The following is a 22,936-nucleotide window of genomic DNA, read 5'->3' on the forward strand; positions in this document are numbered from 1 at the left end:
GCCCTCGGGCGTCGCCCCGGCCTCCGCCGTGATGGCGGCGAGCACCGGCGCGAGGCGCTGGCGGTAGCCCCGGGCGCGGGTGGCGGCCGCGTCCCGGCCGGCATCGCCCCTGCGCGCGGGCGCGCCCGCATCGCCTCGACGGGCGGGGGCGGCCATCAGAACCGCACCGACAGGGTGCCGGTGAAGCGGCGCGGCGTGCCCGGAAACACCCGGAAGACGTTGAGCGAGCTCGCGTAATAGGTGGTGTCGAAGACGTTCTCGACGTTCAGTCCGAACCGGAAGTTCTCCCACTTGTAATAGGCCAGCGCGTCGACCGCGATGTAGCCCGGAAGCCGGAAGGCGCCGCCATTCGCGTCGCCGGCCCGCTCGCCGACCGCCCGCGCGCCGCCACCGATGCCGAACCCCTTCCAGGGGCCCTCCTGCGCCTCGTAGACCGCCAGCAGGCTGCCCGAGTGGCGCGGCACGTTGATGAGGGGCGCGCCGACCGGCAGCACGTTGTCCTTGGTGACGACGGCATCGGCGAAGACGTAGCCGGTCAGGACCTTGACCGACGGCGAGAGCTGGCCGGCCGCCGTGAACTCGAAGCCCTGGCTGCGGACCGCGCCGGCAGCGATCGAGAAGCCGATGTTGTTGGGATCGGCGGTGAGCACGTTCTGGCGCTCGACCCGGAAGGCGGCGCCGGTGAGGCTCAAGAGCCCGCCATAGAGGTCGAGCTTGGTGCCGACCTCGTAGCCGAGGCCGGTCTCCGGCGCGAACGGGCCGTTGAACGACGAGGCCGCGGCGTCCGGCCCGATATTCGGCCGGAAGCTCGTGCCGACATTGGCGTAGAGCGACAGCTCCGGCAGCGGCTGGTAGACGAGGCCGGCCCGGGGCGTGGCGGCGAAGTAGGTCTGGTCGCTGCGGACGCCGGTGCTGCGCTCGCGGAATGCCTGCTCGAAGAAGTCGAACCGCACGCCGACCATCGCCTTCCACTCGGGCGACAGTGCGATCTGGTCCTGGGCGTAGAGCGCGGTGTTCGTCACCTGCTCGAAGCCGTTGGTCTGGCGCGTGTAGTTCGGAAGCGGCTGGCCGTAGGCCGGGGCGTAGATGTCGAGCGAATACGGGTTCTGGCGGGTGTTGGAGCGGATCTGCTGGTAGGTGCCGTCGGTGCTCTCGCGCTCGAAGCCGAGCAGCACGGTGTGGCCGATCCCGGCGGTGTCGAAGCGCCCGACCAGCTCGGCCTGGCCGAGCGCGATGTCGGCGCGGTAGTTGCGGTAGTTGCGGTCGCGCAGGACGGTGCGGTTGTCGGCGGCGATGCCCCGCACCTCGACCGCCTCGCCGGTGAGCGAGTTGGAGTTGAGGTAGGTGGCAAGCCGCATCTGCCAGTCGGCGTCGAAGCGGTGGTCGACCCGGATCTGCATCGAGTCGTTGGTCTGGTAGATGCTCTGGCCCGGCTCGCCGAGGAAGCGCGAGATCGGCAGGAACCCGAGCCGGTTGTTGATCGCGATGATGCCGCGGTCGAACACCGTGCGGTTGCGCAGGAACTCGGTCTCGACCGTCACCTTGGTGTCGGGCGTGACCTGCCAGCTCACGACGGGAGCGACGAAGAGCCGGTCGCCGTCGACGAAATCGCGGAAGCTGTTCTGGCGCCCGGCCGCGAGGTTGAAGCGGTAGAGGAGCGTGCCGTCCTCGTTCAGCGCGCCGCCGGAATCCACCGTGCCGCGGACCTCCTCGAACGAGCCCCACAGCCCGCCCATCTCGACGAAGCGCTCGGCGGTCGGCTGCTTGGTGATGAGGTTGACGAGGCCGCCAGGGTCGCTGCGCCCGAACAGGCCGCCGCCGGGGCCCTTCAGCACCTCGATCCGCTCGACGTTCTGGGTGTCGGGCGGCGGCGGGAAGCCGCGGTTGAGCGGAAAACCGTTCTTGTACAGTTCCGAGGTGGTCACGCCCCGGATGGCGTAGCTGAAGATGGTCAGCCCGCCGAAATTGTTCTGCAGGGCGACGCCCGGCGTGTAGGTGAGGACGCGGTCGACCCGGGTGGCGGCGAGATCGGTGATGACCTCGCGCGGCGCCACCGTGACGACCTGCGGCACGTCGCGCTGGGGCGTGTCGGTCTTGGTGCTGCTCACCGCGCGGTCGGCCCGGAAGCCCGGGGTCGGGCCGATGAGTCCGATCGTGCCGGACGCGGCGGTCGGCCGGGCCTGCGGACCGCCCGCCGGGGCGCTGCCCTCCACCACGACCTCGTCGAGGGCGATGCTCTCCTGGGCGCGGGCCGCGGGAGCGGCGAGGCCGACGGCGACGGCGCCCGCCAGGGCGGCGCCGCGGCGACGGCGGGAGGGCGCAGGATGGCGAAGCGGCGGACGGGTTCTCACGAAGCACACTCGATGTTGCCGCGCGGGGCGGACGGACGAGCGGCAGGCGGCATCCCGCGCTCCTGAACGCGGCAGCCGGACCCGAGCGCTCCCCCGGGCCGCACCGCCCGCAGGACGTGACCGCGCCGACATGGCGCGCGCCGAAGGCAGGTCTCCTGGCTCGCGGATCGTCGCTCCCGCCTGGCCTTCCCGGTGCGGCGCACCAGTGACCGTCGGCGGCGGGATCTCTCCGCTCACAGTTGCGGGGGCAGCCCCGGTCTTGCCCGAACGGTCTTGCCGACCGAGCGCACCGGGTTCCCTCTTAGCCCCGGGCGCGACGCCCGGGGAACCTTGGCTGCCGCGAAGGTGCCACGGTCACCGCGCTGCAGCAATAGACCAGAAACGCATTGTAATAACGTTGCGTACCCTGTGTCCACAGGAACACACCGGATCTCGAGCTGTCAGGGCTCAGGGCGTGCCGGCCTGCCGCAGGTACGAGGCCGTGGCGGGGTGAAGCCAGCCGGCCGGGACGGCATCGGCGAGGTCGCGGGGATCGCTCGGACGCTCGTGCGGCTGACGCCGCGCCAAGGCCGGCCGCGCCGCGTCGATCGCCGCCACGAGGCGGGCGACCGCCCCCGGGTCGAGCCCGGGCCGGCCGAGGATGAAGCTCCACGACCCCACCGTGTCGATCGCCCCTCTCTGACCCGGAAAGGTGCCGGCCGGCACGGTCATGCGGCGCAGGGACGGGCTCGCGGCGAGGATCGCGGGAATCGCCGCTGCCGGGGGGCCGAGGAAGCGGGCCCCGCCCGGTGCCGCGGCCGCGGCGCGAAAGCCCGGCCAGCCGGTGCCGCCGCCCCACAGGGCCGCCGCGCGCCCGTCGCGCAGCATCGCCGGGCCGTCGCCGGCATGGTCGAGGAGGATCGGACGGATATCGTGGTCGGGGTCGAGGCCCGCGCCGCGCAGGACCGTGCGGCCCATGGCGGTGAGGCCGGAGCTGCGGGTGCCGAGCGCCACCGGCCGACCGCGCAGGTCGTCGAAGGCCGCGACCGGCCCGTCCGCCGGGACCACGAACACGCCCGGCGCCGAATAGACCGGAGCGACCACGGTGACGGCCGGCGCGGTGCCCTGCCCCGCCAGGGCCTCGTACGCGTATTCGCCCTGGACGAGGCCGAGATCGACGCGGCCCCCGCGCAGGAGGTCGAGGTTCTCGGTCGAGCCCTTGCTCGCCCGCAACTCCAGGGTGATGTCCGGGCTCGCCTCCCGGATCGCCGCTGCCAGTGCCTCGCCGTAGGCCGGGAATCCGCCGCCGGGCGTGGCGGTGGCGAGAACGAGGTGGAGGGGTTCCTTCGGCGCCTCCTGCCCCCCCTCCCCGGCGCGGGCGGGCGAAAGGGCGAGGCCGATCAGGGCCAGGATCGCGAGGAGGCGGCGGCGCGACGGAGCACTCGGCGGATGACTCGGCCTCAAGCAGATCTCGCCGAAGCGGTGACCGGTCCGGCGCCGAAAATCTGCGACCAGACAAGAACCTGAACGGGCGAAGCGTTGGCCTGCCAACGCAAGTCTGCTCAGGCCGTCATGGCGATGCTCGTTCATCCGCGACCTCGTCCCACGCTCCGAAGATCGAAGTCGTCGACGTGTCTTAGATCTCCCGCGCCCGGCGACCAACCGATTCGGCACCCGGCGCGACGGCTGTCCTCAGGCGCTGAGCCGGCGCGTCGTGAACGGGTCGGCGGCCACGAGATGGCGGGCCATCGCTTCCTGCTCGGCATCCAGGATCGCCTGGGCGATGCGGCTCACGAGGTCGCAGCTCGCGGCATCGAGCGCGGCATCGTCGCCGGCCCGCGCCGCCACGGCGAGCGCGGAGCCTTCCTGCAGCACGATCGAGCGGGCGGTGCGGATCGCGTCCGCGACGGCTTCGTAGGGGCGGGGCATCGGCCAACTCCACGGGGTGGACGGCAGCGCCGCACGGCTGCCGTCGGGTCATCGAAACCCCGAGGCGCAGGAAAGTGTTCCGGGGTGCGGCAGGCCGGGACGCCGCACCCCGCAAGGCCTTCGGATCCGAGCGGGATCACGGATGCCCCATCGCCGCCAGCGTCCGGCCGTCGCTGCCGATGTCGTCCGGGCCGGTCATGCCGAGCAGCTCGATGAGCCGCCCGCGTGCCCGGCTGACCCGGCTCTTGATCGTGCCGACGGCGACGCCGCAGATCTCGGCCGCCTCCTCGTAGGTGAAGTTCTGGGCCCCCACCAGCACCAGCGCCTCGCGCTGGCTCGCCGGCAGGGTGCTCAGCGCCGCCTGGAAGGCGGACAGCTCGACCCGCGCCTCCTGGTCCGGCAAGGCCGTGAGGCGGCCCGCCATCACCCCGTCGGCATCCTCGACCTCGCGCCGGCGCTTGCGCTGCTCGGAGTAGAACAGGTTGCGCAGGATCGTGAACAGCCAGGCATAGAGGTTGGTGCCGGGGGTGAAGCTGTCGGCCTTAGTCCAGGCGCGCACCAGGGTGTCCTGGACGAGGTCGTCGCTGCGGTCGAGGTCGCGGGTCAGCGAGAACGCGAAGGCGCGCAGGGCGGGAATCGCACCGAGCAGCAGCGCCCGCATCTCGGGATCGACCTGTGTCATCACGGACGTCATCGCGCATCCTCCTGCCCGGCGGGGTCGGCGGCGGGCGCGTCCGGCGGGGCCGCGTGTCCCGCGGTGGCGGCCTCGAGCCCGGCGAGCAGGGCGGCGAACCGATCCGGCACGGGTGCGCTGAGGAGGTCGGCGTAGTGGGCCCGCAGCGCCCGCCCGAGCCGGCGCTGCGTCTCGGTGTCGAGCTCGCCCCGTCCCTCCGGGCAGCCACGGGATCGCGGCTCCGGTCCGGCCGGAGCGTCGGTGTCGGTCTCGTCGTCGCGCATCGCCGCATCGCCTCGCGGCTGCCGATGGCCGGACCGCGGCGGACGGGCTTGTCCACCGAAGGCCGGCGCGCCGGTCGGGGCCGCCTCTCGCTTCGTTGGCGCCGCAATAAAGCCGTGGATTTTAATGCGATCTGAAAATGGTATTCAGCCAATCTTAATCAAGGCTTGGCTGTAGAGCGCCGGATCGTCTGTCCCGCGCGACAAGCTCGACCGGAAGCTCTGCTGGGCGACATCCCGCCTCGACGATGGAACGACAGCGGCGACGTCGGGCCGAGCGAACCGGGCGGCACGGCACCGGCCGGGCGCGTTGCAGATCCGCACCGGGGAGCGACGCCGCACGAGGGTGTGACCTGACAGAGCTTGCCGGGCGGCCCGAGGCATCTACCCTAGGGGCCATGACCTCCATCGGGAATGACACCTTGACCCCGACGTCGCTTCGTTTGCCCGCCGCCGCGGCCCTCCTCACGCTCCTGGCCGTCACCCCGGCCCTCGCCCAACGGGACGACCAGGGCCTGCAGATGAACTGCGCCGGGGACTACTTCAAACTCTGCGCCGGCGCCGACCCGGACAGTCCCGAGGTCGAGCGCTGCTTCGCCCGCAACCGTGCCAAGCTCTCGGCCCAGTGCCGCGCCGCGATCACCGCCTACGACCGCAAGACCGGCAGCAAGGGCGACGAGCAATAAGGAGATCGGAGCTGCGGGGGACCGCACGGTCCCCCGCCTGCCGGAAACGGAACCGTCCGCTACAGCGGCCGGTCGAGACGCAGGATGCGGCAGGGCTCGCCCGCCCGGGCCGCCGGCGCGTGGGGCGCACGGATCAGCAGCGCCTCGGAGCGCGCGAGCACCGAGAGCATCGAGGAATCCTGGCGCTCGGCCGGGTGGACCACCGGCAGCCGGTCCGGCGCGGTGTCCAGCGCCGCGCGCATGTAGTCCTGGCGGCCGTCATTGGCCGGCAGGTCGCGCCCGAGGAGGGCCGGCTCGCTGCGGTCGGTCCCCGCCTCGGGGTCGCCGAGGAGCGCCCGGATCAGCGGGTGGACGAAGAGCAGTCCGCACACCACCGACGAGACCGGGTTGCCGGGAAGCCCGAGCACCGCCATCGCGCCGAGGCGCCCGTGCATCAGCGGCTTGCCGGGGCGAAGCGCGATGCGCCAGAAGCCGAGATCGAGACCCTGGCGGGTGAGCGCCGACTGGACGAGGTCGTGGTCGCCGACCGAGGCGCCGCCCAGCGTCACCAGCAGGTCGGCCTTCTCGTCGCGGGCGCGGCCGATCGCGGCCTCGAGGGCGGCGAAGCTGTCGCCGGCGATGCCGAGATCGATCGCCTCGGCGCCGGCGGATTCGGCCATCGCGGCGAGCGCCAGCCCGTTCGAGGCGACGATCTGGTCCCATTCCGCCGGCTCGCCCGGCCGCACCAGCTCGTCGCCGGTGGCGAGCACCGCGACCCGGGGGCGGCGGCGCACGCGCAGGCTCGGATGGCCGCCGGCGGCGGCGAGCGCGACGCGCCAGCCGTCGAGGCGTTCGCCGGCGGCCAGCAGCCGGTCGCCCTCGCGAAAGTCGAGCCCGCTGCCGCGGATGTGGCGCCCCGGAGGGTTGCCGGCCCGGGCCAGCACGGCGTCGCCCTGCGTCTCCGTGTCCTCCTGAATCACCACCGTGTCGGCGCCGGCCGGCAGAGGCGCGCCGGTGAAGATGCGGATCGCCTCGCCCTCCCCCACCGGACCGCGGGCGCCGTGGCCGGCGGCGCTGGTGGCGGTCACCCGCAGGCGCACCGGCGCCTCGGGCGAGGCGCCCGCCACGTCGGCGGCGCGCACGGCGTAGCCGTCCATGGCGGAGGTCGAGAACGGCGGCTGGGTGCGCAGCGCCCGGACGTCCTCGGCGAGGGTGCGGCCGGCGGCCTGGGTGATCGGAACGGTCTCGGCCTCGACCGGACGGGCGCCCGCGAGGATGCGCGCCAGGGCTTCGGCGACGGGAAGGAGCGCGCTCATTCGCCGGCCTCACGGCCGGAGGCGGCCTCCCAGACGCCGGACCTGCCGCCGCTCTTGTGCAGGAGGCGCACGCCCTCGACCCGCATGCCCCGGTCGGCGGCCTTCACCATGTCGTAGACCGTGAGGCAGGCGACCGACACGGCGGTCAGCGCCTCCATCTCGACCCCGGTCGGCCCCTGCACCCGCACCTCCGCGGTGATGCGGATGCCCGGCAGGCTCTCGTCGGGCTCGCACTCGACCCGGACCTTCGTCAGCAGCAACGGGTGGCAGAGCGGGATCAGCTCGTGGGTGCGCTTGGCCGCCATGATGCCGGCGAGCCGGGCGGTGCCGAGCACGTCGCCCTTCTTGGCATCGCCCTCGCGGATCAGCCGCAGGGTCTCGGGGTTCATCACCACCAGGCCCTCGGCACGGGCGGCGCGGTCGGTCGCCGGCTTGTCGGTGACATCGACCATGTTGGCGGCGCCGGCGGCGTCGAGATGGGTCAGGGTCGGCATGGCCTGGCTCCGCGAGAACGTGTCCGCGCTTAGCACGGCCGAAGCCGGCCCCGCCACTTGCGCGGCGGCCCGGCCGTCAGCCGTTCAGGGCCGCGCTCTCGGCATCGTCGAACAGGCGCGAGCGCAGGAGGAAGCGCCGGCCGGTGCCGTTCTCGAGCGAGAACATGCCGCCGCGGCCCGGCACCACGTCGATGATGAGCTGGGTGTGCTTCCAGTAGGCGAACTGGGGAGCGCTGATGAAGAACTCGGCGCCGCCGATCTCGCCGAGATGCACGTCGCTGTCGCCGGTGAGGAAATCGCCGACGGCGTAGCACATCGGCGCCGAGCCGTCGCAGCAGCCGCCGGACTGGTGAAACAGGATCGGCCCGTGCTCCCGGCGCAGGGTCTCGATCAGGTCGAGGGCCGCCGGGGTGGCGACGACGCGGAGCGGCAGGTCGGTCACGGGGTCGGTCATGGAACGCATCCTCCTCGAGCAGGGCCGGCACGACCCCATACCGCCTTCGTCCCGGGCGGATTGGTGGACCGGGGGCGGCGCCCGGCCGGGTGCCGCCCCCGCTCTATGGCCGAAGAGGGCCGATCAGAAGAAGCCGAGCTTCTTCGGCGAGTAGCTGACCAGCAGGTTCTTGGTCTGCTGGTAGTGGTCGAGCATCATCTTGTGGGTCTCGCGGCCGATGCCGGACTGCTTGTAGCCGCCGAAGGCCGCGTGGGCCGGGTAGGCGTGATAGCAGTTGGTCCAGACGCGGCCGGCCTGGATCGCGCGGCCGAAGCGGTAGGCGCGGGTGCCGTCGCGGGTCCAGACGCCGGCGCCGAGGCCGTAGAGGGTGTCGTTGGCGATGGCGAGCGCCTCCTCGTCGTCCTTGAAGGTCGTGACCGACAGGACGGGCCCGAAGATTTCCTCCTGGAAGATCCGCATCTTGTTGTGGCCGCGCAGGACCGTGGGCTCGACGTAGAAGCCGCCGGACATCTCGCCGTCGCGCATCGAGCGGCCGCCGCCGGTGAGCACCTCGGCGCCCTCCTGCCGGCCGATGTCGATGTAGGACAGGATCTTTTCCAGCTGCTCGCTCGAGGCCTGGGCGCCGATCATGGTCGAGGGATCGAGGGGCGAGCCCTGCTTGATCGCCTTCACCCGGGCGACCGCCTTCTCGATGAAGCGGTCGTAGATCGACTCGTGCACGAGCGCGCGGCTCGGGCAGGTGCAGACCTCGCCCTGGTTGAGGGCGAACATCGCGAAGCCCTCGAGCGCCTTGTCGAGGAAGTCGTCGTCCTGCGCCATCACGTCGGCGAAGAAGATGTTGGGCGACTTGCCGCCAAGCTCCAGGGTCACCGGGATCAGGTTCTGCGAGGCGTACTGCATGATCAGCCGCCCGGTCGTGGTCTCGCCGGTGAAGGCGATCTTGGCGATGCGGGGCGAGGAGGCGAGCGGCTTGCCGGCCTCGAGCCCGAAGCCGTTGACGATGTTGAGCACGCCCGGGGGCAGGAGGTCGCCGATCAGCTCGGCGAGCAGCAGCACCGAGGCCGGGGTCTGCTCGGCGGGCTTGAGCACCACGCAGTTGCCGGCGGCCAGCGCGGGCGCGAGCTTCCAGACCGCCATCAGGATCGGGAAGTTCCACGGGATGATCTGGCCGACGACGCCGAGTGGCTCGTGGAAGTGGTAGGCGACGGTGTCGTGGTCGATCTCGGAGAGCGAGCCCTCCTGCGCCCGGACGCAGCCGGCGAAGTAGCGGAAATGGTCGATGGCGAGCGGGATGTCGGCGTGGGTGGTCTCGCGGATCGGCTTGCCGTTGTCCCAGGTCTCGGCCAGCGCGATGAGGTCGAGATTCTCCTGCATCCGGTCGGCGATCCGGGTGAGGATCAGGGCCCGCTCGGCCGGCGCGGCGCGGCCCCAGGCCTCCTTGGCAGCGTGGGCGGCGTCGAGCGCGCGCTCGATGTCCTGCGCGTCGGAGCGGGCGACCTCGCAGATCACGCCGCCGGTGATCGGCGAGGTGTTCTCGAAGTAGCGGCCCGCCACCGGGGCCACCCACTGGCCGCCGATGAAGTTGTCGTAGCGGGCCGAGAACGGGGACTTCGTCTTGGCGTCGGCGAAGAATTCCGGCTTGTTCATCTGTTCCTCCCAGTCACCCCGGCGACGAGGTGCAGCGGACACTCTTGGGCAGACCTCGTGCCAGCCGGCGGCGGGCGGCTCGAGCGGCACCGTCGCGCTCCGGCAAACCCTTGAAAAAAATAAGTTTTCATCGCCGGCCGGCATAGCCTTCGACCAAAATCCACCCCCGCCTCACCCCCGCCGGCCTGGACCGGGCACGCGACACCTGCGACACCTGTCGCAAACAGCGACACCCCGCGCAGGACGGGGGGAACCGGGAGGAGGCCGGGCATGCAGAGCCGCGTGAGCACCCCCCGCACCCTGCTGGCCGCCCGCCGCCAGGCCTTCGGGCCCGGGGTGGCGGAGCCGCCGCCGCCGATCCTGCGCTCCTGGGAGCGCTGCGCCGCCCTCGGCCTCGATTTCGGGACCCGGCCCCGGATCGAGCCACTCAGCTCCGTCGAGATGCGCGCCGCCTTCGACCGCAACGAGGCCCTGCGCCGGCGCTGCCGGCCGGAGATCGAGGCCCTGCACGCGGATGCGCGGGCGACCGGCGGGCTGGTGATCCTGACCGATGCCGGGGGTCTCATCCTCGACACGCTGGGCAACGACAGTTTCGCCGGTCGCGCCGCCCAGGTGGCGCTCCGCCCCGGCGTGCCGTGGAGCGAGAGCCTGACCGGCACCAACGCCATCGGCACCGCGCTCATCGAGCGCCGCGCCGTCGAGGTGCGGGGGGCCGAGCATTACTTCGAGCCGCACCGCATCCTGAGCTGCGCCGCGATGCCGATCCTCGGCCCGGACGGGGCGGTGCTCGGCATCCTCGACCTCACCGGCCCGGCGGGCATCCACCAGGGCCATGCGCTCGGCCTCGTCGGCCTCGCGGTCGACGCGATCGAGCACCGCGTGCTCGACGCGGTGCCGGCGGGGTGCGAGGTGCTGCGCCTGCACCGCGACCCGGCGCTGCTCGGCACTCCGCGCGAGGGGGTGCTGGTCTTCGAGGGCCGCCGGATCATCGGCGCCAACCGGCACGGGCTCGCGCTGCTCGGCCTCGGCTGGGACGCCATCGGCGCCGAGGCGGTCGGCCGCCACGGCGCCGACCTCGCACCCGGCCCGCTGGCGCTGCGCGACGCGCAGGGCGATCCGCTCTACGGCCGCCTCCAGGGCCCGCCCGCCCCGCCCCGGCGCCGGCCGGCGCCCGAATCGGCGCGCCCAGGCTTTCTGGCGCCGGGCCTTTCGGCACCCGGCCCCGAGGCGCCGATCCTCGACCCCGCCACGCAAAAGCTCCTCGCCCGCGCCGTGCGGCTGATCGAGGCCGGCATCCCGGTGGTGGTCGAGGGCGAGACCGGGACCGGCAAGGAGGTGTTCGCCCGCGCCGCCCACGCGGCCTGCGCGCGGTCGCAGAAGCCCTTCGTCGCTGTGAACTGCGCGGCGCTCCCCGAGACGCTGATCGAGGCCGAATTGTTCGGCTACGAGCCCGGCGCCTTCACGGGCGCGGCGCGCCACGGCGCCAAGGGCCTCCTGCGCCAGGCCGAGGGCGGCCTGCTCTTCCTCGACGAGATCGGCGACATGCCGTTGTCGCTCCAATCGCGCCTGCTGCGGGCGCTGCAGGAGCGCGAGGTGCTGCCCGTCGGCGGCACGCGACCGGTGCCGGTCGATTTCGCGCTGATCTGCGCCACCCACCGCGACCTGTCCCGCATGGTCGAGGAGGGTGCCTTCCGGGCCGACCTCTACTACCGCATCGCCCCCTACCGGGTGCGCCTCGCCCCGTTGCGCGACCGGCCCGACCGCCCCGCCCTGGTGCGCGAGCTCTGGGCCCGCACCGACGGCCCGGCCCGCGCCGTGAGCCTGTCGCCGTCCTGCGAGGCGGCGCTGGCCGGGGCCCCCTGGCCCGGCAACCTGCGCCAGCTCGCGGCCTGCCTGAAGGCGCTGGCGGCCTTGGCCGAGCCGGGCGAGGTGCTGGACCTCGACGCCCTGCCCGAGGGCGTGGCCGCCGGCGCCGTCGCGCCCGCGCCTCCCCCGATGCGCCGGCCGGAGCCCGAGGCCGGCCGTCTCGATACCATCGCGCAGGACGCGATGCGGGCGGCGCTGGCGGCCCATGGCGGCAATGTCAGCCGGGCGGCGCGCAGCCTCGGGATCAGCCGCAGCACGCTCTATCGGCGGTGCCTGACGGAGCAGGCCGCCCGGGCCTGAGAGCCCTGGCAGAACCCGTTTCAGCGCCCGCCAAGCGATTGAGACCGCATGGGAGATGGCGGTTGAGACAGGCGCTCGAAGGCCGAATTCCGGATCGCCGAAACCACACGCAGTTCTGGGGGAAGGCGCCTTGGCTCTGCGTGGCGAAGCGAGCCGGCTCCGCCAGCTCCGGAAACCGCATCGTACCGGACAACGGGGCCCGAACCGGGCCGTCCGAGCCCCCCCCGCTCGACCGTCGGCACCGCTGCGGGCAGGCCGGCTCCGGCTGTCGAGCGCACCGTCGCCGACGAAAAGCCCGCAACAGGAGCCGGCCCAGGCAGAGGGCGGGACGGTCGCCGTCACGGCCGGTGCCCGGGACGGCAGGTGCGCGGCAGGACCGGGCGCCGCGAAACCGGCCGTCCGGTCGATCGGTCTCGCTGCGCAAGGCCGGCCGGCCGCTGCGCCCGCGCCGTCAGGGCGACACCGCTCGATCCGGCGCCTGCGTCTCGCCTCCCGCGGACGGTCCCATCAACCCGCGCAGGGTCGCGGCGAGGTCGGCCATCCCGAGGCCGGCCTTGGGCAGGATGCGGTCGGCCCGGCCGGCGAGGCGGCGGCGGTCCTCGGCAGTGACGTCCTTGGCGGTCAGGACGACGACCGGGATGTCGCGCCACTCGGGCTTGTCGCGCAACGCCCGCAGGAAGCCGAAGCCGTCCATCTCCGGCATCATCAGGTCGAGGAGGACGAGGCCGGGCTTTCGCACCCCGACGGCCTCGAGGCCGGCGAGCCCGTTCTCGGCGGTCGCCACCCGCCAGCCCTCGCGGGTCAGCATCGTGGTCATGCGCTCGCGCACGTCGGGATCGTCGTCGACCACGAGGACCGGACCCTCGTGGATCGCGGGGCGGAAGCGCTCCATCGCATCCTTGAGCGCCCCCCACTCCACCGGCTTGTGCAGGTAGTCGGTGGCACCGAGCGAGAAGGCGAGGTTCTGCTCGTCGAGCACGGTGACCATGATTACCGGTGTCGCGCCGAAGTCGGGGTCGGCCCGCAGGGCCCGCAGCACCGCCCAGCCGTCCATCCGAGGCATCGTCACGTCGAGGAGGACGACGCGGGGGCGCAAGGCCCGCGCCTGCTCCAGCCCGGCGCGGCCGTCCGGGGCGGTGGCGACCTGGAAACCGTCGCGCTTCAGGAAGCGGACGAGCAGGTCGCGGGACGCCGGGTCGTCGTCGACGACGAGGACGAGGTTCGAGCCGGCCTCGGGCCGGGGCGCGGCGGCGGGCTCCGGCGCGTCAGGTCCCGCCGGGGCAGCCTCGGCCTGGTCGCGCGCCTCGTAGAGCGCCGGCAGGTCCAGGGTGAAGGTGGTGCCCTCCCCGGGCCGGCTCGCCACCGCGATTTCGCCGCCGAGCATCCGGGCGAAGGCCCGGGTGATGGCGAGCCCGAGGCCGGTGCCGCCGAAGCGGCGGGTGGTCGAGGCGTCGGCCTGGGTGAAGCGCTGGAAGAGCCGCGCCTGCTGCTCCTCGGTCATGCCGATGCCGGTATCGGTCACGGTGAAGCGCAGGACGTCGCCGCCCGGCCGGTGCTCGCGCACGGCCGACAGCGTGATCCGGCCGTCCTCGGTGAATTTCGCGGCGTTGCTCAACAGGTTGATCAGGCACTGCCGGAGCTTGGTCGCGTCGGTATGCGCCTGTCCGAGCCCGTCGCCGAGCCGCAGGTCGAGGGTGTTGCCCTTCTTGAGCACCAGGGCGTCGACCGTGGTGGCGACGTCGCGCAGGGTCTCGGCCACGTCGAGGTCCTCGGCGTAGACCTCCATCCGCTCGGCCTCGATCTTCGAGAGGTCGAGCACGTCGTTGATGAGGCCGAGCAGGTGGCGGGCATTCGCCTCGATCTTGCGCATGTCGGCGAGCAGGCTCTCCTCGCCGAGATCCTCCATCTCCTCCTGCAGCATCTCGGCGTAGCCGATCACCGCCGAGAGCGGCGTGCGCAGCTCGTGGCTCATGTTGGCGAGGAACTGGCTCTTGGCGCGGTTGGCCTCCTCGGCCGCCTCCTTGGCGGCTTCGAGCGCCAGCTCGGCCTCCTTGCGGGCGGTGACGTCGGCATGCGCGCCGACCCATTCGCGCACCCGCCCGTCCTCCTCCAGGATCGGGACGGAACGGCCTTCCATGTGGCGCCACGCCCCGTCGTGCCGGCGCAGGCGGTGCTCGATGGCGTAGAGCGTGCGGCCCGTCACCGCCCTCTCCCAGGCCTCCCGAGTCGCCTCGCGGTCGTCGGGATGGACCGCCGCCAGGAAGCCCTGGCCGGCCGCCTCGGCGGGGGACTGGCCGGTGAAGCGGGTCCATTCCGAGGTGATCTCGCGGAACGCCCCGTCCGGCGTGGTGGTCCAGACGATGGCCGAGGTGGCCTCGGTGAGCGAGCGGAAGCGCTCCTCGCTGTCGGCGCGGCGGCGCTCGGCGAGCTTGGCGAGCGTCACGTCGTCCATGACGATGCCGACGCCGTCGGCCCGCTCGGTCTCGGGGCCGCGGCCGCGGCGGCGCAGCGGGAAGAAGCTGACCTCGAAGTGGCGCACCCCGCCCGGCGCGCTCGGCGCCGGCACCCCGACCTCGATGTTGGCGGTGACGAGGCCGCTGTCGCGGGCCGCCGCGAGCTTGGGCGCCAGGGCGTCGCGCAGGGACGGCAGCAGCGCCCAGATCGGCGCGCCGACATCCGCACCGAAGCCACGCTCGCTCATGTTGCCGAGCGCCCGGTTCATGTGGCGCAGGTTCAGGTCGCGGTCGAGGAAGCCGAGACCGACGGGCGCGTTCTCCAGGACGCTCTCGAGGAGGTCGGCCATGCGCTGGCTCTCGCGGCGTCGCACCAGGGCGAGGCGGGCGAGCAGGCCCGCCGCCGCGAGGGCCGACAGGAGGGTGACGAGGGCGAGGATCGGCGTGCGCAGGGCATTCGCCTCGGCCAGCCGGCGCATCCCGGCCGCGGCGTCGTCCTGGACCTCCCGGGTGAGCGCGCGCACCGCGTCCATGGCGCGCTTGCCCTCCCCGGTCTGGATCAGCGCCAGGGCGGCGTCGCGTCCGTCGGCCCCCTCGCCGCCGGCCCGGCGCGCGGCGACGACGCGGCCGGCATAGTCCGTCTCGGCGTCGATCACGGCGCGGCGGCGCGCGCGCAGGGCCCGGTCGGGCGTGTCCGCGTCGAGCCGGTCGAGTTCGCCGCCGATCCGGCCGAGGGCCGCGGTATAGGGGTCGAGGTAGTCCTCGCGGCCGGTGAGCACGAAGCCGCGCTGGCCGGTCTCGAGGTCCTTCATGCTGGAGAGCACGCGCTCGCTCTGCGCCAGGACCCGGCCGACCCGCTCGGTCTCCTCGCGGTTGCGGGCGGCCTCGACGTAGTTCCAGCCCCCGGTCGCCACCGCGATGGCGAAGAGCAGGAAGGCGAGCGGCGATCCCGGGACGCGCCGGCCGGGGGCGAGGAAGCGCCACCTCTGCGTCGTCTTCGCTTGCATCGTCTCGGTCTCAAGGCTCATGACGGGGAGGTTTTCCGTTCGAGGGCGCGGCCGGGGCGGAAGCCGGGTCCTGCGGCTTGTGGCACGGTTTGCCGTGCGGGCCCTCCCGAAAAGCGCCCCGCCCCGAAACCACCCCGCCCCGAAGGGCGGGGCGGGACGATCATGCGGTGTCGTCGAGGTCGCGCCCGCGGGTCTCGGGCAGCAACCAGGCCGCCACCGTGCCGATGAGGCTGAAGGCGGCGAGGTAGTAGGCCGGCGCCATCCGGTCCCCCGTCGCGGCGATCAGCCAGTTGATCACGTAGTTGGTGCTGCCGCCGAACACCGAGACGGCGAGCGCGTACACGATGGCGAGGCCGGAGCTGCGCACCGAGCGCGGCAGCGATTCCGGGATGCCGACGATGATCGCCGCCGCGTTGATCGAGGACAGGGCCGAGAGCAGGAAGGTCACCGCGTAGACCGCGAACGGCCCCGGCGCCCGCAGGAGCCAGGCGAAGGCCGGCACCGCGAGCAGCAGGATCAGCATCCGGGGCCAGATCATCACCGGGCGCCGTCCGACCCGGTCGGCGAGGTACCCGCCGAGGAGCGGAAACGCCACCGAGGCGAGGCCGAGCGCGATCGGCACCGCCGTCGCGGCGGTTTCCGAGAGGCCGAGCGTCGCCCCGGCATAGACCGGCATGTTGGTGCCGACGGCGTTCGAGACCGTCGAGGCGGCGACGACCAGGAAGGTCAGGGCGAGCAGGCGGCCGTGGTCGCGCAGGAGCCGGCGGATCACCGCGCCCGTCGAGGCGGCGGCCCGCGGATCGGCCTCGGCGCCGCCGGTCTCCGGCAGGTGGCTGCGGATGATCAGGCCGACCGGCACGACGGCGAGGCCGACGAGGAACATCACCCGCCAGCCCCACTGCGCCATGGCGGCGTCGCCGACCGTCAGCGCCAGCCCGGTGGCGAGCAGCCCGGCGAACAAGGCCGCGCAGCCCTGGCTGGCGATCTGCCAGCTCGTGACGAAGCCGCGGTGCCGGGGCGGCGCGGCCTCGAGCAGGTAGGCGGTGGAGGGACCGACCTCGCCGCCGAGCGCCAGCCCCTGGATCAGCCGGCCGGCGATGACGATGGCCTGCGCCCAGCCGCCGATCTGCGCGTAGCCGGGGCAGGCCGCGAGCATCAGCATGCCGAGCGCCATCAGGGCGATGGTGACCAGCATCGCGGGCTTGCGCCCGGCCCTGTCGGCGAGCGCCCCGATCATCGCCCCGCCGATCGGCCGCATGACGTAGCCGACGCCGAACAGCGCGAGCGAGGCGAGCAGGCTGTGGCTCGCGTCGGAGGCCGGGAAGAACGCCTCGCCGATCGCCTTGGCGAAGAAGGCGTAGACGGTGAAGTCGTAGAATTCGAGGGCGTTGCCGAGCACGACGGCGCCGACCGCCTTGCGGTCGAGGCGCGGGGCCGGCGGATGGGCGGGAGCGATCGCGTCCATGCCGGGGCTCAGCGGCCGGGCTCGCGCTTGATCCCGCCCGTCACCGGCGCGGCGCCCGCCGCCACGGCGGCGTCGTAGCCGGACAGCCACAGGGTGCGGGCCTGCGTCCCCTCGGCGTACGGGCAGGCCTCGCGGGCGAGCCCCTTGCCGGGGGCGGCTTCGCCGAGGGCGCGGGCGTCGAGGTCGTCGGGCGGGGTCTGCATCGGGGGTCTCCGGTCGTGTCCGTGCAGGCGATCTAGGGCGCCCGGACGAAAGCCGAACCGCCGCGAGCGGTCCCACGCACGACCGGGCCCGGATAATCCTCGTCGCCGGCTGCCGCGAAGGCGCTTCGGTCTTCTCTCGACTCGCCTCAATTAAGAATATCTCTTCAGTTGATCGGCGAGATGATTTCTGCAAAATCTCGGCAAGGTCGATCTATCGAAGCATTCGGCACATCTTCACAAGACGAGAGGGAGCGTACCGGCACGCCCGGGCGCCCCCAGGGGACGACCATGCGCAAGACGATCATGTTCCGCTCGAGCCTCGCCGGTGCTGCGCTCGCGGCCCTGCTGCTGCCCGCCGGCCCCACCCCGGCGGCAGCCGGCGCGGCGGCCGGCGCGAAAGCCGGCACGACGGCGGCGTCACCGGTCCGGGACGCCGAGGCGAGCCCGCTGGTCTCGACCGAGTGGCTGGAGAAGAACCTCGATTCGGGTAAGCTGCGCGTCGTCGAGGTCAGCGTCGATCCGGGCGTCTACGAGCGCGGCCACATCCCGGGCGCCCACAACGTCGCCTGGCACACCGATCTCGTCGAGACGGTGAGCCGCGACATCGCCGGGCCGGACAAGTTCGCCGCCCTCGCCCGACGCCTCGGGATCGACCGCGACACCACCGTGGTGCTCTACGGCGACAACAACAATTGGTTCGCCGCCTGGGGCGCCTGGGTGTTCGCGCAGTACGGCCTCGTCGACACCGTCAAGCTGCTCGACGGCGGGCGCAAGAAGTGGGAGGCGGAGAAGCGACCGCTCGACACCCGCACGCCGGAGGTCGCGGCCTCCGCGTTCGCCGTCACCCCGGCCTCGACGGCGCTCCGAGCCCGCTTCACCGACGTGCTGGCGGTGGCGCGCAAGGAGCGCAACGAAAAGATCCTCGACATCCGCTCGCCCGACGAGTTCTCCGGCAAGATCATCGCGCCGGCCGGGGTGCCGGAACTGGCGGTGCGCGCCGGCCACATCCCGGGCTCGGTCAACGTGCCCTGGGGCAAGGCGGTGAACCCGGACGGGACCCTGAAGCCCGTCGAGGAGTTGCGTAAGCTCTACGCCGAGGCCGGGATCGACGGCTCGAAGCCGGTCATCACCTCCTGCCGGATCGGCGAGCGGTCGAGCCATTCCTGGTTCGTGCTGAGCCGGGTGCTCGGCTATCCGGCCCGCAACTACGACGGCTCGTGGACCGAGTACGGCAACGCCGTCGGCGTGCCGGTCGTCAACCTCGCCGGCACGGTCTGGGGCGGCAAATGACGGCGAGCGCGGCGGTCGCCGCGGCCGTCCCCGCCGGCGCAGGATTCCGCGTCGGCGTCTCCTTGAGCCTCGCCGGCCTGCTCGTGGGGAGCGCCTGGCACCTCTCGGGCGAGGCGGGCGGCGGGCGGCTGGCCCTGTCGCTGGTCTTCGGGGCGCTGTTCGGGTTCGTGCTCCAGCGCTCGCGTTTCTGCTTCCTCTGCGTCTGGCGGGATCTCCTCGACCGGGGCGACCCGCGCGGGGTGCTGGGCATCCTCGCCGCGCTGGCCTTGGGCATGGCGGGCTACGCCGTGGTGTTCGGGGCCTGGCTGCCGGACCCGTCGGGGACGCGGCTGCCGCCCGGCGCGCATATCGGGCCGGTCGGGCCGGTGCTGGCGCTCGCCGGCCTCGCCTTCGGGGCCGGCATGGCGGTGTCGGGCTCGTGCCTGAGCGCGCATCTCTACCGCCTCGGCGAGGGCTCGGCGACGGCGCCGTTCGCGCTCCTGGGCTCCGCCCTCGGCTTCGTCCTCGGCTTCCTGACCTGGAACCCGCTCTACCTCGCGGGCATCGCCGAGGCGCCGGTGACCTGGCTGCCGCGCCACCTCGGCTATGCCGGCAGCCTCATCGCCGGGCTCGCGGTGCTGGGGGGCGCCGCCCTGTGGCTGCTGCGGCGGCCGCTCCCCGCCGCCCCACCGCCGGCCGTCGCCGATCCGTGGCGGGCGGTGTTCGTGGCGCGCTGGCCGACCTGGCTCGGGGGGCTCGCCGTCGGGGCGATCGGGACGCTGTCCTACCTGCGGCTCGGCCCCCTCGGGGTCACGGCGGAGATCGGCGGGCGCAGCCGGCAGGGAGCTGCCGCCCTCGGGCTGCTGCCGGAGCGGCTGGAGGGACTCGACGCCTTCCGCGGCTGCGCCACGGCGCTCGGCGACGCGCTCCTCACCCCGAACGGACTGTTCGTCGGCGGGCTCGTGGTCGCCTCCTTCGCGGCGGCGCTCGCCGCCGGCCAGTTCCGGCCGGCCCGGCCCGGGCGGGGCCACGTCCTGCGCGGCCTCCTGGGCGGGGTGCTGCTCGGCTGGGGAGCGATGACCGGGCTCGGCTGCAGCATCGGCACGCTCGTCTCCGGCATCATGGCGGGCGCCCTGTCGGGCTGGGTGTTCGGGATCGCGATGCTCGCCGGCATCACTGGAACGCTCGGCCTCAGCCGCCGGCTCGGCTGGCTCGCCTGACCGGCCCGGCGTGGCGGGCGGTGCGGGACGGCCCTATACGGCGAAACGATCCCCGCCCGAGACGGAGCCGCCCCGTGCCGCCCTCCCCGCCTGTCTCCGAGACCTCCGCCTCCGAGACCTCCACCTCCGAGAGTTCGACCCCCGAGACGCCTCTCCCCGAGGCCGGCGGCAAGCCCGGGCGCCGCGCCGGCTTCCTGGCCGGGTGCCGGCCCGCCACCCGCCGCATCCACGCGCCGATCCTCGACCTCGCCGACTCGCGCGGCCACCTCAACCCGCGCGGCCTCGGCCGGGCCCGGGCCTTCTCGGATCTCGGCTCGCTCGGGCAGAGCAGCGTCGGGTTCGAGACGCTGGCCGACTACGCGGCCGCCGACGAGGCCGGCCGGGCGCCCTATGGCGGCGCCGAATACGGCATCGTCCAGTCGCCGGAGGCCGACGCGGTCGGCCGCAAGTTCGCGGCCCTGCATGGCGGGGCCGGCGCGGTCGTCTGCGCCTCGGGGCTCGCCGCCATCGCGACGGTGCTCGACGCCTTCGCGCCCAAGCTCGTCCTGATCCCGGACGGGATCTACTTCCCGGCCTGGCGCTACATGAGCGAGACCGGCCGGGCGGAGCTCCTGACCTACCCGGCGGGCGCCTCGGGCGCCGAGGTCGGCGCCCTGATCCGCGAGGCCGGCCGGCGCGCCGCGCCCGCCGACACGATGCTCTACCTCGAGGCGCCGGGCAGCGGCACGTTCGAAATTCCCGACATCGCTGGGATCGTCGAGGCTGCGGCACGGGCGGGCCTGCGCACCGTGATGGACAACACCTGGGCGAGCCACGTCCGCTTCCGGCCCCTCGACCACGGCATCGCGATCGCGATCCAGGCCACGACCAAGCACGAGGGCGGCTACGGCGACACGCCGAGCGGCATCGCGGTGGCCCGTCACGAGCCCGACCTCGCGCGCCTGCGCCGGCAGTTGCGGATCAGCGGCCACGGGGCGGTCTCGCCCCAGACCTGCACCCGCCTGTTTCACCGGGTCGACGGCACGCAGGCCCGGCTCGACCGGCATGCGGCGAGCGCCGCGACGCTGATGCAATGGTTCGAGGGCCAGGCCTTCGCCACCGACATCCTGAGCCCGGCGCGGCCGGCGAGCCCGTGGCACGCCCGCTTCACGCAGTATTTCGGCGCCGGCAACGGGCTGTTCACGGTGGTGTTCGACGAGGCGCTGCCCGCCGAGCGGGTCCACGCCTTCGTCGACGCGCTGCTGCTGTTTCGCGTGGCCGAGAGCTGGGGCGGCCACGTCTCGCTGGTGCTGCCGGTCCATCCGCGCCGCGACCCGGCGCTGCTGCCGAAGGGCGCGATGTTCCGCTTCCATGCCGGCCTCGAGGAGGCCGACGACCTCGTCGCCGACCTCGCACAGGCGGCGCGCGCGGCGTTCTAAAGCATTTTCCGACGAAGTGGAAACCGGTTCGTTGCAGAAAGTGCGACAAAACAAAGACTTAGAGCGCTTCGCGATTGCAACGCGATCGTGAAGCGCTCTAGCCCGGGTAGCCGTAGCGGGCGCGGGCGGCGGCGAGGAGGTGCAGCGCCTCGCCGTCGCGGCCGGCGGCGCAGGCCGCGGCGGCGTTGGCGAGGTCGGCCGAGAAGCGCTTGCCGACCGGGGCGTTGAGGTTGCCGGTGGCGACGTCGCTGTCGACGATGGTCTGGGTCCGGGCGATGGCCGGACCGCAGCCGGAGCCGGCGGGCAGGCCGGCGGCCGGCAGGGCCGCGACCGGGGCGACCGCGGCCACCGGCGGGGCGGCCGTCTTCGACTGGCAGGCGGCGAGGGCGAGAAGGGCCGCGAGGGCGAACCCGGGCTTCAGCTGCGACACGGGTGAGGCTCCACCTTGAGGGCGCTGGGAGATTGCGCTCATGCGGCCGAGCTTGTGGCAAGCGCGGCCGGGGTGGTCAATCGCGGGGGTGTATCCGCGGTGGGACGCGGCGGTTGCGGGAGGCCGGCGCATCGCCCGCACCCGTCGGGCAAGGCCGCGCGAGGGCATCCCCGCACCGCTGTACCGGTGGGAGGGCCAGCCGCTTCCTCGACGCTTCCGAGAACGAGGCAGCGCAACGGCACCAGTCCGGGCTTGCGGTCGGGGGTTGCGAAAAGCGACCGCCGCCGCTGGCCGCGCCCGCCGATGCCGGGCGGCCGTCAGTCGTAATCCAGCCCGACGGAGTGCTCGAACGCCGTGCCGCTGATTTTTTTCCCTTTGGGATCCGAAACCGAGATATCGCGAAAACCGCGTCCCATCAGCTCCCGGACCTTGTCGAGCGCCTGCAGGTCGGTGCCGCAGGCGAAGGTCAGCGCACGGCCGGTCGGGTCGGTTCCTGTCACCTTGTACACGCTCGGTTCCCTGTTCGACGGCGAGCCTGGGGCAGCCCGGATGTGCCCGCTCGTCCGTCGCGTGTCGCCTGCCCGGCGGGGCCGACCCTCAGGCTCCCGGCGTCCAGTCGATCGTGGGCTTCTGCGACAGGATGCGCTCGAAGTAATCGGCCACCGCCTGCGCGCCGTTCGCATGCATCATGGCGACCGGGTGGGCAAGGTAGGCGCGGGCGAGGTCGAGGGGGATCTCGCCGGCCTGCAGCGCGCCCAGCACCGCGTCGATGAACGCGTCGTTGGCCTCGTTGAAGTCCGACGAGAGCTTCTTGCGATCGTTGAGCGCCTTGATCGGCATCGTTCGGGTCCGTGATCTCGAGGGGGTGAGAGGCAGCGCGGCCGGCTCCGTCACGTCGGCGGTTGCTGCGGGAAGAGGCTCGGCGAGTCGTACCATGCCGTTCGAGGGACAGCGGCCGCCCGGCCGAGGAACGGCCTCGCCCCCGGTCGGCACATCCGTGACACCGTCCCGCCGGACGGCGATGCCGAAGCCGCTAGATTCCCGAGAAGAACGGCGCGCCTCGACGGAGGGACGTGGAACGGGCATCCGCCACCAGTCTCGCACCTCCGAGGGGAACGACCAAGCCCGCTTTCCGCCCGACGTCGCGTTTCATACGGCTTCCGTTTGATCGTTCGGCGATCGCTTCGCGATGCGGAAACCGGTTTCGCACGAGCGTGGGGCGGCCGCGGCTCCGCCGCTCGGGCCGGTGACACGGCTTCGAGCCTCGGCAGCCGGCGTATCCCCGCACACCCGCATCCGCAAGGGTCTGGTTGCGGGCAAGGCGGAGCTCCCCGCGAGGAACGCTCCTCAGACCGAACGTCGATCGGGAAGCCCTTGCACGGATGACCGGCCTGCCGTCAGGCAGGCATCGCCCGCAACCTGGACCGCCCCGCAAGCGACGCCCGCTTGGGCCGCGCACGGGCGAGCAGGTCGCGGGCGGCGGCGTGGGCCTTCGGCAGCGGCACCACCTCGATAC

General features: G+C 73.2%; 20 protein-coding genes and 1 riboswitch. Of the genes, 5 read left to right on the plus strand and 15 right to left on the minus strand.

Features of this window, described 5'->3' with window-relative positions; all coding sequences use genetic code 11:
• Window positions 1-155: 155 nt before the first annotated feature.
• The 5 genes from HPY23_RS26250 to HPY23_RS26270 form a co-directional block, all read right to left on the minus strand.
• Window positions 156-2,291: a TonB-dependent siderophore receptor gene (locus HPY23_RS26250; RefSeq protein WP_210344601.1), complete on the minus strand. Its 2,136-nt coding sequence runs from the start codon at window positions 2,289-2,291 to the stop codon at window positions 156-158.
• Between the two features lie 188 nt (window positions 2,292-2,479).
• Window positions 2,480-2,699: riboswitch (cobalamin riboswitch) on the minus strand.
• A 99-nt stretch (window positions 2,700-2,798) separates the two neighbouring features.
• Window positions 2,799-3,794 (minus strand): TAXI family TRAP transporter solute-binding subunit, encoded by a 996-nt coding sequence (locus tag HPY23_RS26255; protein WP_236012875.1) that lies wholly within the window; start codon window positions 3,792-3,794, stop codon window positions 2,799-2,801.
• A gap of 228 nt (window positions 3,795-4,022) precedes the next feature.
• On the minus strand, window positions 4,023-4,259 hold the full coding sequence (locus tag HPY23_RS26260; protein WP_091887128.1) for a hypothetical protein: 237 nt from the start codon (window positions 4,257-4,259) through the stop codon (window positions 4,023-4,025).
• Window positions 4,260-4,395: 136 nt separating this feature from the next.
• Window positions 4,396-4,941 (minus strand): sigma-70 family RNA polymerase sigma factor, encoded by a 546-nt coding sequence (locus HPY23_RS26265; protein ID WP_060849540.1) that lies wholly within the window; start codon window positions 4,939-4,941, stop codon window positions 4,396-4,398.
• An 8-nt stretch (window positions 4,942-4,949) separates the two neighbouring features.
• Window positions 4,950-5,216, minus strand: a complete 267-nt coding sequence (locus tag HPY23_RS26270) for a NepR family anti-sigma factor (RefSeq protein WP_091887126.1) — start codon at window positions 5,214-5,216, stop codon at window positions 4,950-4,952.
• Between the two features lie 419 nt (window positions 5,217-5,635).
• On the opposite strand from HPY23_RS26270, the gene HPY23_RS26275 reads away from it, so the two are divergent.
• A complete protein-coding gene (locus HPY23_RS26275) occupies window positions 5,636-5,899 on the plus strand; it encodes a hypothetical protein (RefSeq protein WP_407942761.1) in 264 nt (87 codons plus the stop codon).
• A 59-nt stretch (window positions 5,900-5,958) separates the two neighbouring features.
• Here HPY23_RS26275 and HPY23_RS26280 read toward each other — a convergent pair whose 3' ends face one another.
• From HPY23_RS26280 to adh, 4 genes are all read right to left on the minus strand, one after another.
• Window positions 5,959-7,194: a molybdopterin molybdotransferase MoeA gene (locus HPY23_RS26280; protein ID WP_091887121.1), complete on the minus strand. Its 1,236-nt coding sequence runs from the start codon at window positions 7,192-7,194 to the stop codon at window positions 5,959-5,961.
• A complete protein-coding gene (gene moaC / locus HPY23_RS26285) occupies window positions 7,191-7,688 on the minus strand; it encodes a cyclic pyranopterin monophosphate synthase MoaC (protein WP_091887119.1) in 498 nt (165 codons plus the stop codon). The genes HPY23_RS26280 and moaC overlap by 4 nt, the downstream gene beginning before the upstream one ends.
• 76 nt (window positions 7,689-7,764) lie before the next feature.
• Window positions 7,765-8,142 carry a DUF779 domain-containing protein gene (locus HPY23_RS26290; protein ID WP_175539969.1) on the minus strand — a complete coding sequence of 126 codons (378 nt, stop codon included), beginning with the start codon at window positions 8,140-8,142 and terminating at the stop codon, window positions 7,765-7,767.
• Window positions 8,143-8,265: 123 nt separating this feature from the next.
• Complete coding sequence (gene adh / locus HPY23_RS26295; RefSeq protein WP_060848473.1) at window positions 8,266-9,789, minus strand: aldehyde dehydrogenase; 1,524 nt, start codon at window positions 9,787-9,789, stop codon at window positions 8,266-8,268.
• A gap of 270 nt (window positions 9,790-10,059) precedes the next feature.
• Here adh and HPY23_RS26300 point away from each other — a divergent pair, with 270 nt between their 5' ends.
• On the plus strand, window positions 10,060-11,955 hold the full coding sequence (locus tag HPY23_RS26300; RefSeq protein ID WP_091887117.1) for a sigma-54-dependent Fis family transcriptional regulator: 1,896 nt from the start codon (window positions 10,060-10,062) through the stop codon (window positions 11,953-11,955).
• A 451-nt stretch (window positions 11,956-12,406) separates the two neighbouring features.
• Here HPY23_RS26300 and HPY23_RS26305 read toward each other — a convergent pair whose 3' ends face one another.
• The 3 genes from HPY23_RS26305 to HPY23_RS26315 form a co-directional block, all read right to left on the minus strand.
• Window positions 12,407-15,436, minus strand: coding sequence for a response regulator (locus tag HPY23_RS26305; protein WP_418888669.1), 3,030 nt, complete (start codon window positions 15,434-15,436; stop codon window positions 12,407-12,409).
• A gap of 139 nt (window positions 15,437-15,575) precedes the next feature.
• A complete protein-coding gene (locus HPY23_RS26310; RefSeq protein WP_091887115.1) occupies window positions 15,576-16,880 on the minus strand; it encodes an MFS transporter in 1,305 nt (434 codons plus the stop codon).
• 8 nt (window positions 16,881-16,888) lie between these two features.
• On the minus strand, window positions 16,889-17,083 hold the full coding sequence (locus tag HPY23_RS26315; RefSeq protein ID WP_060848469.1) for an Rmf/CrpP family protein: 195 nt from the start codon (window positions 17,081-17,083) through the stop codon (window positions 16,889-16,891).
• A 303-nt stretch (window positions 17,084-17,386) separates the two neighbouring features.
• Between HPY23_RS26315 and HPY23_RS26320 the strand changes: the two genes are divergently transcribed.
• The 3 genes from HPY23_RS26320 to HPY23_RS26330 all read left to right on the plus strand — a co-directional run bounded on the left by HPY23_RS26320 (window position 17,387) and on the right by HPY23_RS26330 (window position 20,990).
• Complete coding sequence (locus HPY23_RS26320) at window positions 17,387-18,373, plus strand: sulfurtransferase (RefSeq protein WP_091887290.1); 987 nt, start codon at window positions 17,387-17,389, stop codon at window positions 18,371-18,373.
• The gene (locus tag HPY23_RS26325; protein ID WP_091887113.1) at window positions 18,370-19,572 is read left to right on the plus strand and encodes a YeeE/YedE thiosulfate transporter family protein; all 1,203 of its coding nucleotides are present in this window, start codon (window positions 18,370-18,372) and stop codon (window positions 19,570-19,572) included. The genes HPY23_RS26320 and HPY23_RS26325 overlap by 4 nt, the downstream gene beginning before the upstream one ends.
• A gap of 74 nt (window positions 19,573-19,646) precedes the next feature.
• Window positions 19,647-20,990: a PLP-dependent transferase gene (locus HPY23_RS26330; RefSeq protein ID WP_091887111.1), complete on the plus strand. Its 1,344-nt coding sequence runs from the start codon at window positions 19,647-19,649 to the stop codon at window positions 20,988-20,990.
• A gap of 97 nt (window positions 20,991-21,087) precedes the next feature.
• Here HPY23_RS26330 and HPY23_RS26335 read toward each other — a convergent pair whose 3' ends face one another.
• From HPY23_RS26335 to HPY23_RS26345, 3 genes are all read right to left on the minus strand, one after another.
• Window positions 21,088-21,462 (minus strand): hypothetical protein, encoded by a 375-nt coding sequence (locus tag HPY23_RS26335; RefSeq protein WP_407942763.1) that lies wholly within the window; start codon window positions 21,460-21,462, stop codon window positions 21,088-21,090.
• Window positions 21,463-21,737: 275 nt separating this feature from the next.
• The gene (locus tag HPY23_RS26340) at window positions 21,738-21,929 is read right to left on the minus strand and encodes a hypothetical protein (RefSeq protein ID WP_060848467.1); all 192 of its coding nucleotides are present in this window, start codon (window positions 21,927-21,929) and stop codon (window positions 21,738-21,740) included.
• A gap of 88 nt (window positions 21,930-22,017) precedes the next feature.
• Window positions 22,018-22,260, minus strand: coding sequence for a hypothetical protein (locus tag HPY23_RS26345; protein ID WP_060848466.1), 243 nt, complete (start codon window positions 22,258-22,260; stop codon window positions 22,018-22,020).
• Between the last annotated feature and the right edge of the window lie 676 nt (window positions 22,261-22,936).

It is taken from the genome of Methylobacterium ajmalii (genome assembly GCF_016613415.1).
GTDB classification, from domain to species: Bacteria; Pseudomonadota; Alphaproteobacteria; order Rhizobiales; family Beijerinckiaceae; genus Methylobacterium; species Methylobacterium ajmalii.

Coding starts and splice junctions, on each gene's coding strand:
- HPY23_RS26260 (WP_091887128.1), bottom strand. CDS start 4,259: ATGCCCCGCCCCTACGAAGCCGTCGCGGACGCGATCCGCACCGCCCGC.
- HPY23_RS26265 (WP_060849540.1), bottom strand. CDS start 4,941: ATGACACAGGTCGATCCCGAGATGCGGGCGCTGCTGCTCGGTGCGATT.
- HPY23_RS26270 (WP_091887126.1), bottom strand. CDS start 5,216: ATGCGCGACGACGAGACCGACACCGACGCTCCGGCCGGACCGGAGCCG.
- HPY23_RS26280 (WP_091887121.1), bottom strand. CDS start 7,194: ATGAGCGCGCTCCTTCCCGTCGCCGAAGCCCTGGCGCGCATCCTCGCG.
- moaC (WP_091887119.1), bottom strand. CDS start 7,688: ATGCCGACCCTGACCCATCTCGACGCCGCCGGCGCCGCCAACATGGTC.
- HPY23_RS26290 (WP_175539969.1), bottom strand. CDS start 8,142: ATGACCGACCCCGTGACCGACCTGCCGCTCCGCGTCGTCGCCACCCCG.
- adh (WP_060848473.1), bottom strand. CDS start 9,789: ATGAACAAGCCGGAATTCTTCGCCGACGCCAAGACGAAGTCCCCGTTC.
- HPY23_RS26300 (WP_091887117.1), top strand. CDS start 10,060: ATGCAGAGCCGCGTGAGCACCCCCCGCACCCTGCTGGCCGCCCGCCGC.
- HPY23_RS26305 (WP_418888669.1), bottom strand. CDS start 15,436: ATGAGCCTTGAGACCGAGACGATGCAAGCGAAGACGACGCAGAGGTGG.
- HPY23_RS26310 (WP_091887115.1), bottom strand. CDS start 16,880: ATGGACGCGATCGCTCCCGCCCATCCGCCGGCCCCGCGCCTCGACCGC.
- HPY23_RS26315 (WP_060848469.1), bottom strand. CDS start 17,083: ATGCAGACCCCGCCCGACGACCTCGACGCCCGCGCCCTCGGCGAAGCC.
- HPY23_RS26320 (WP_091887290.1), top strand. CDS start 17,387: ATGTTCCGCTCGAGCCTCGCCGGTGCTGCGCTCGCGGCCCTGCTGCTG.
- HPY23_RS26325 (WP_091887113.1), top strand. CDS start 18,370: ATGACGGCGAGCGCGGCGGTCGCCGCGGCCGTCCCCGCCGGCGCAGGA.
- HPY23_RS26335 (WP_407942763.1), bottom strand. CDS start 21,462: ATGAGCGCAATCTCCCAGCGCCCTCAAGGTGGAGCCTCACCCGTGTCG.
- HPY23_RS26345 (WP_060848466.1), bottom strand. CDS start 22,260: ATGCCGATCAAGGCGCTCAACGATCGCAAGAAGCTCTCGTCGGACTTC.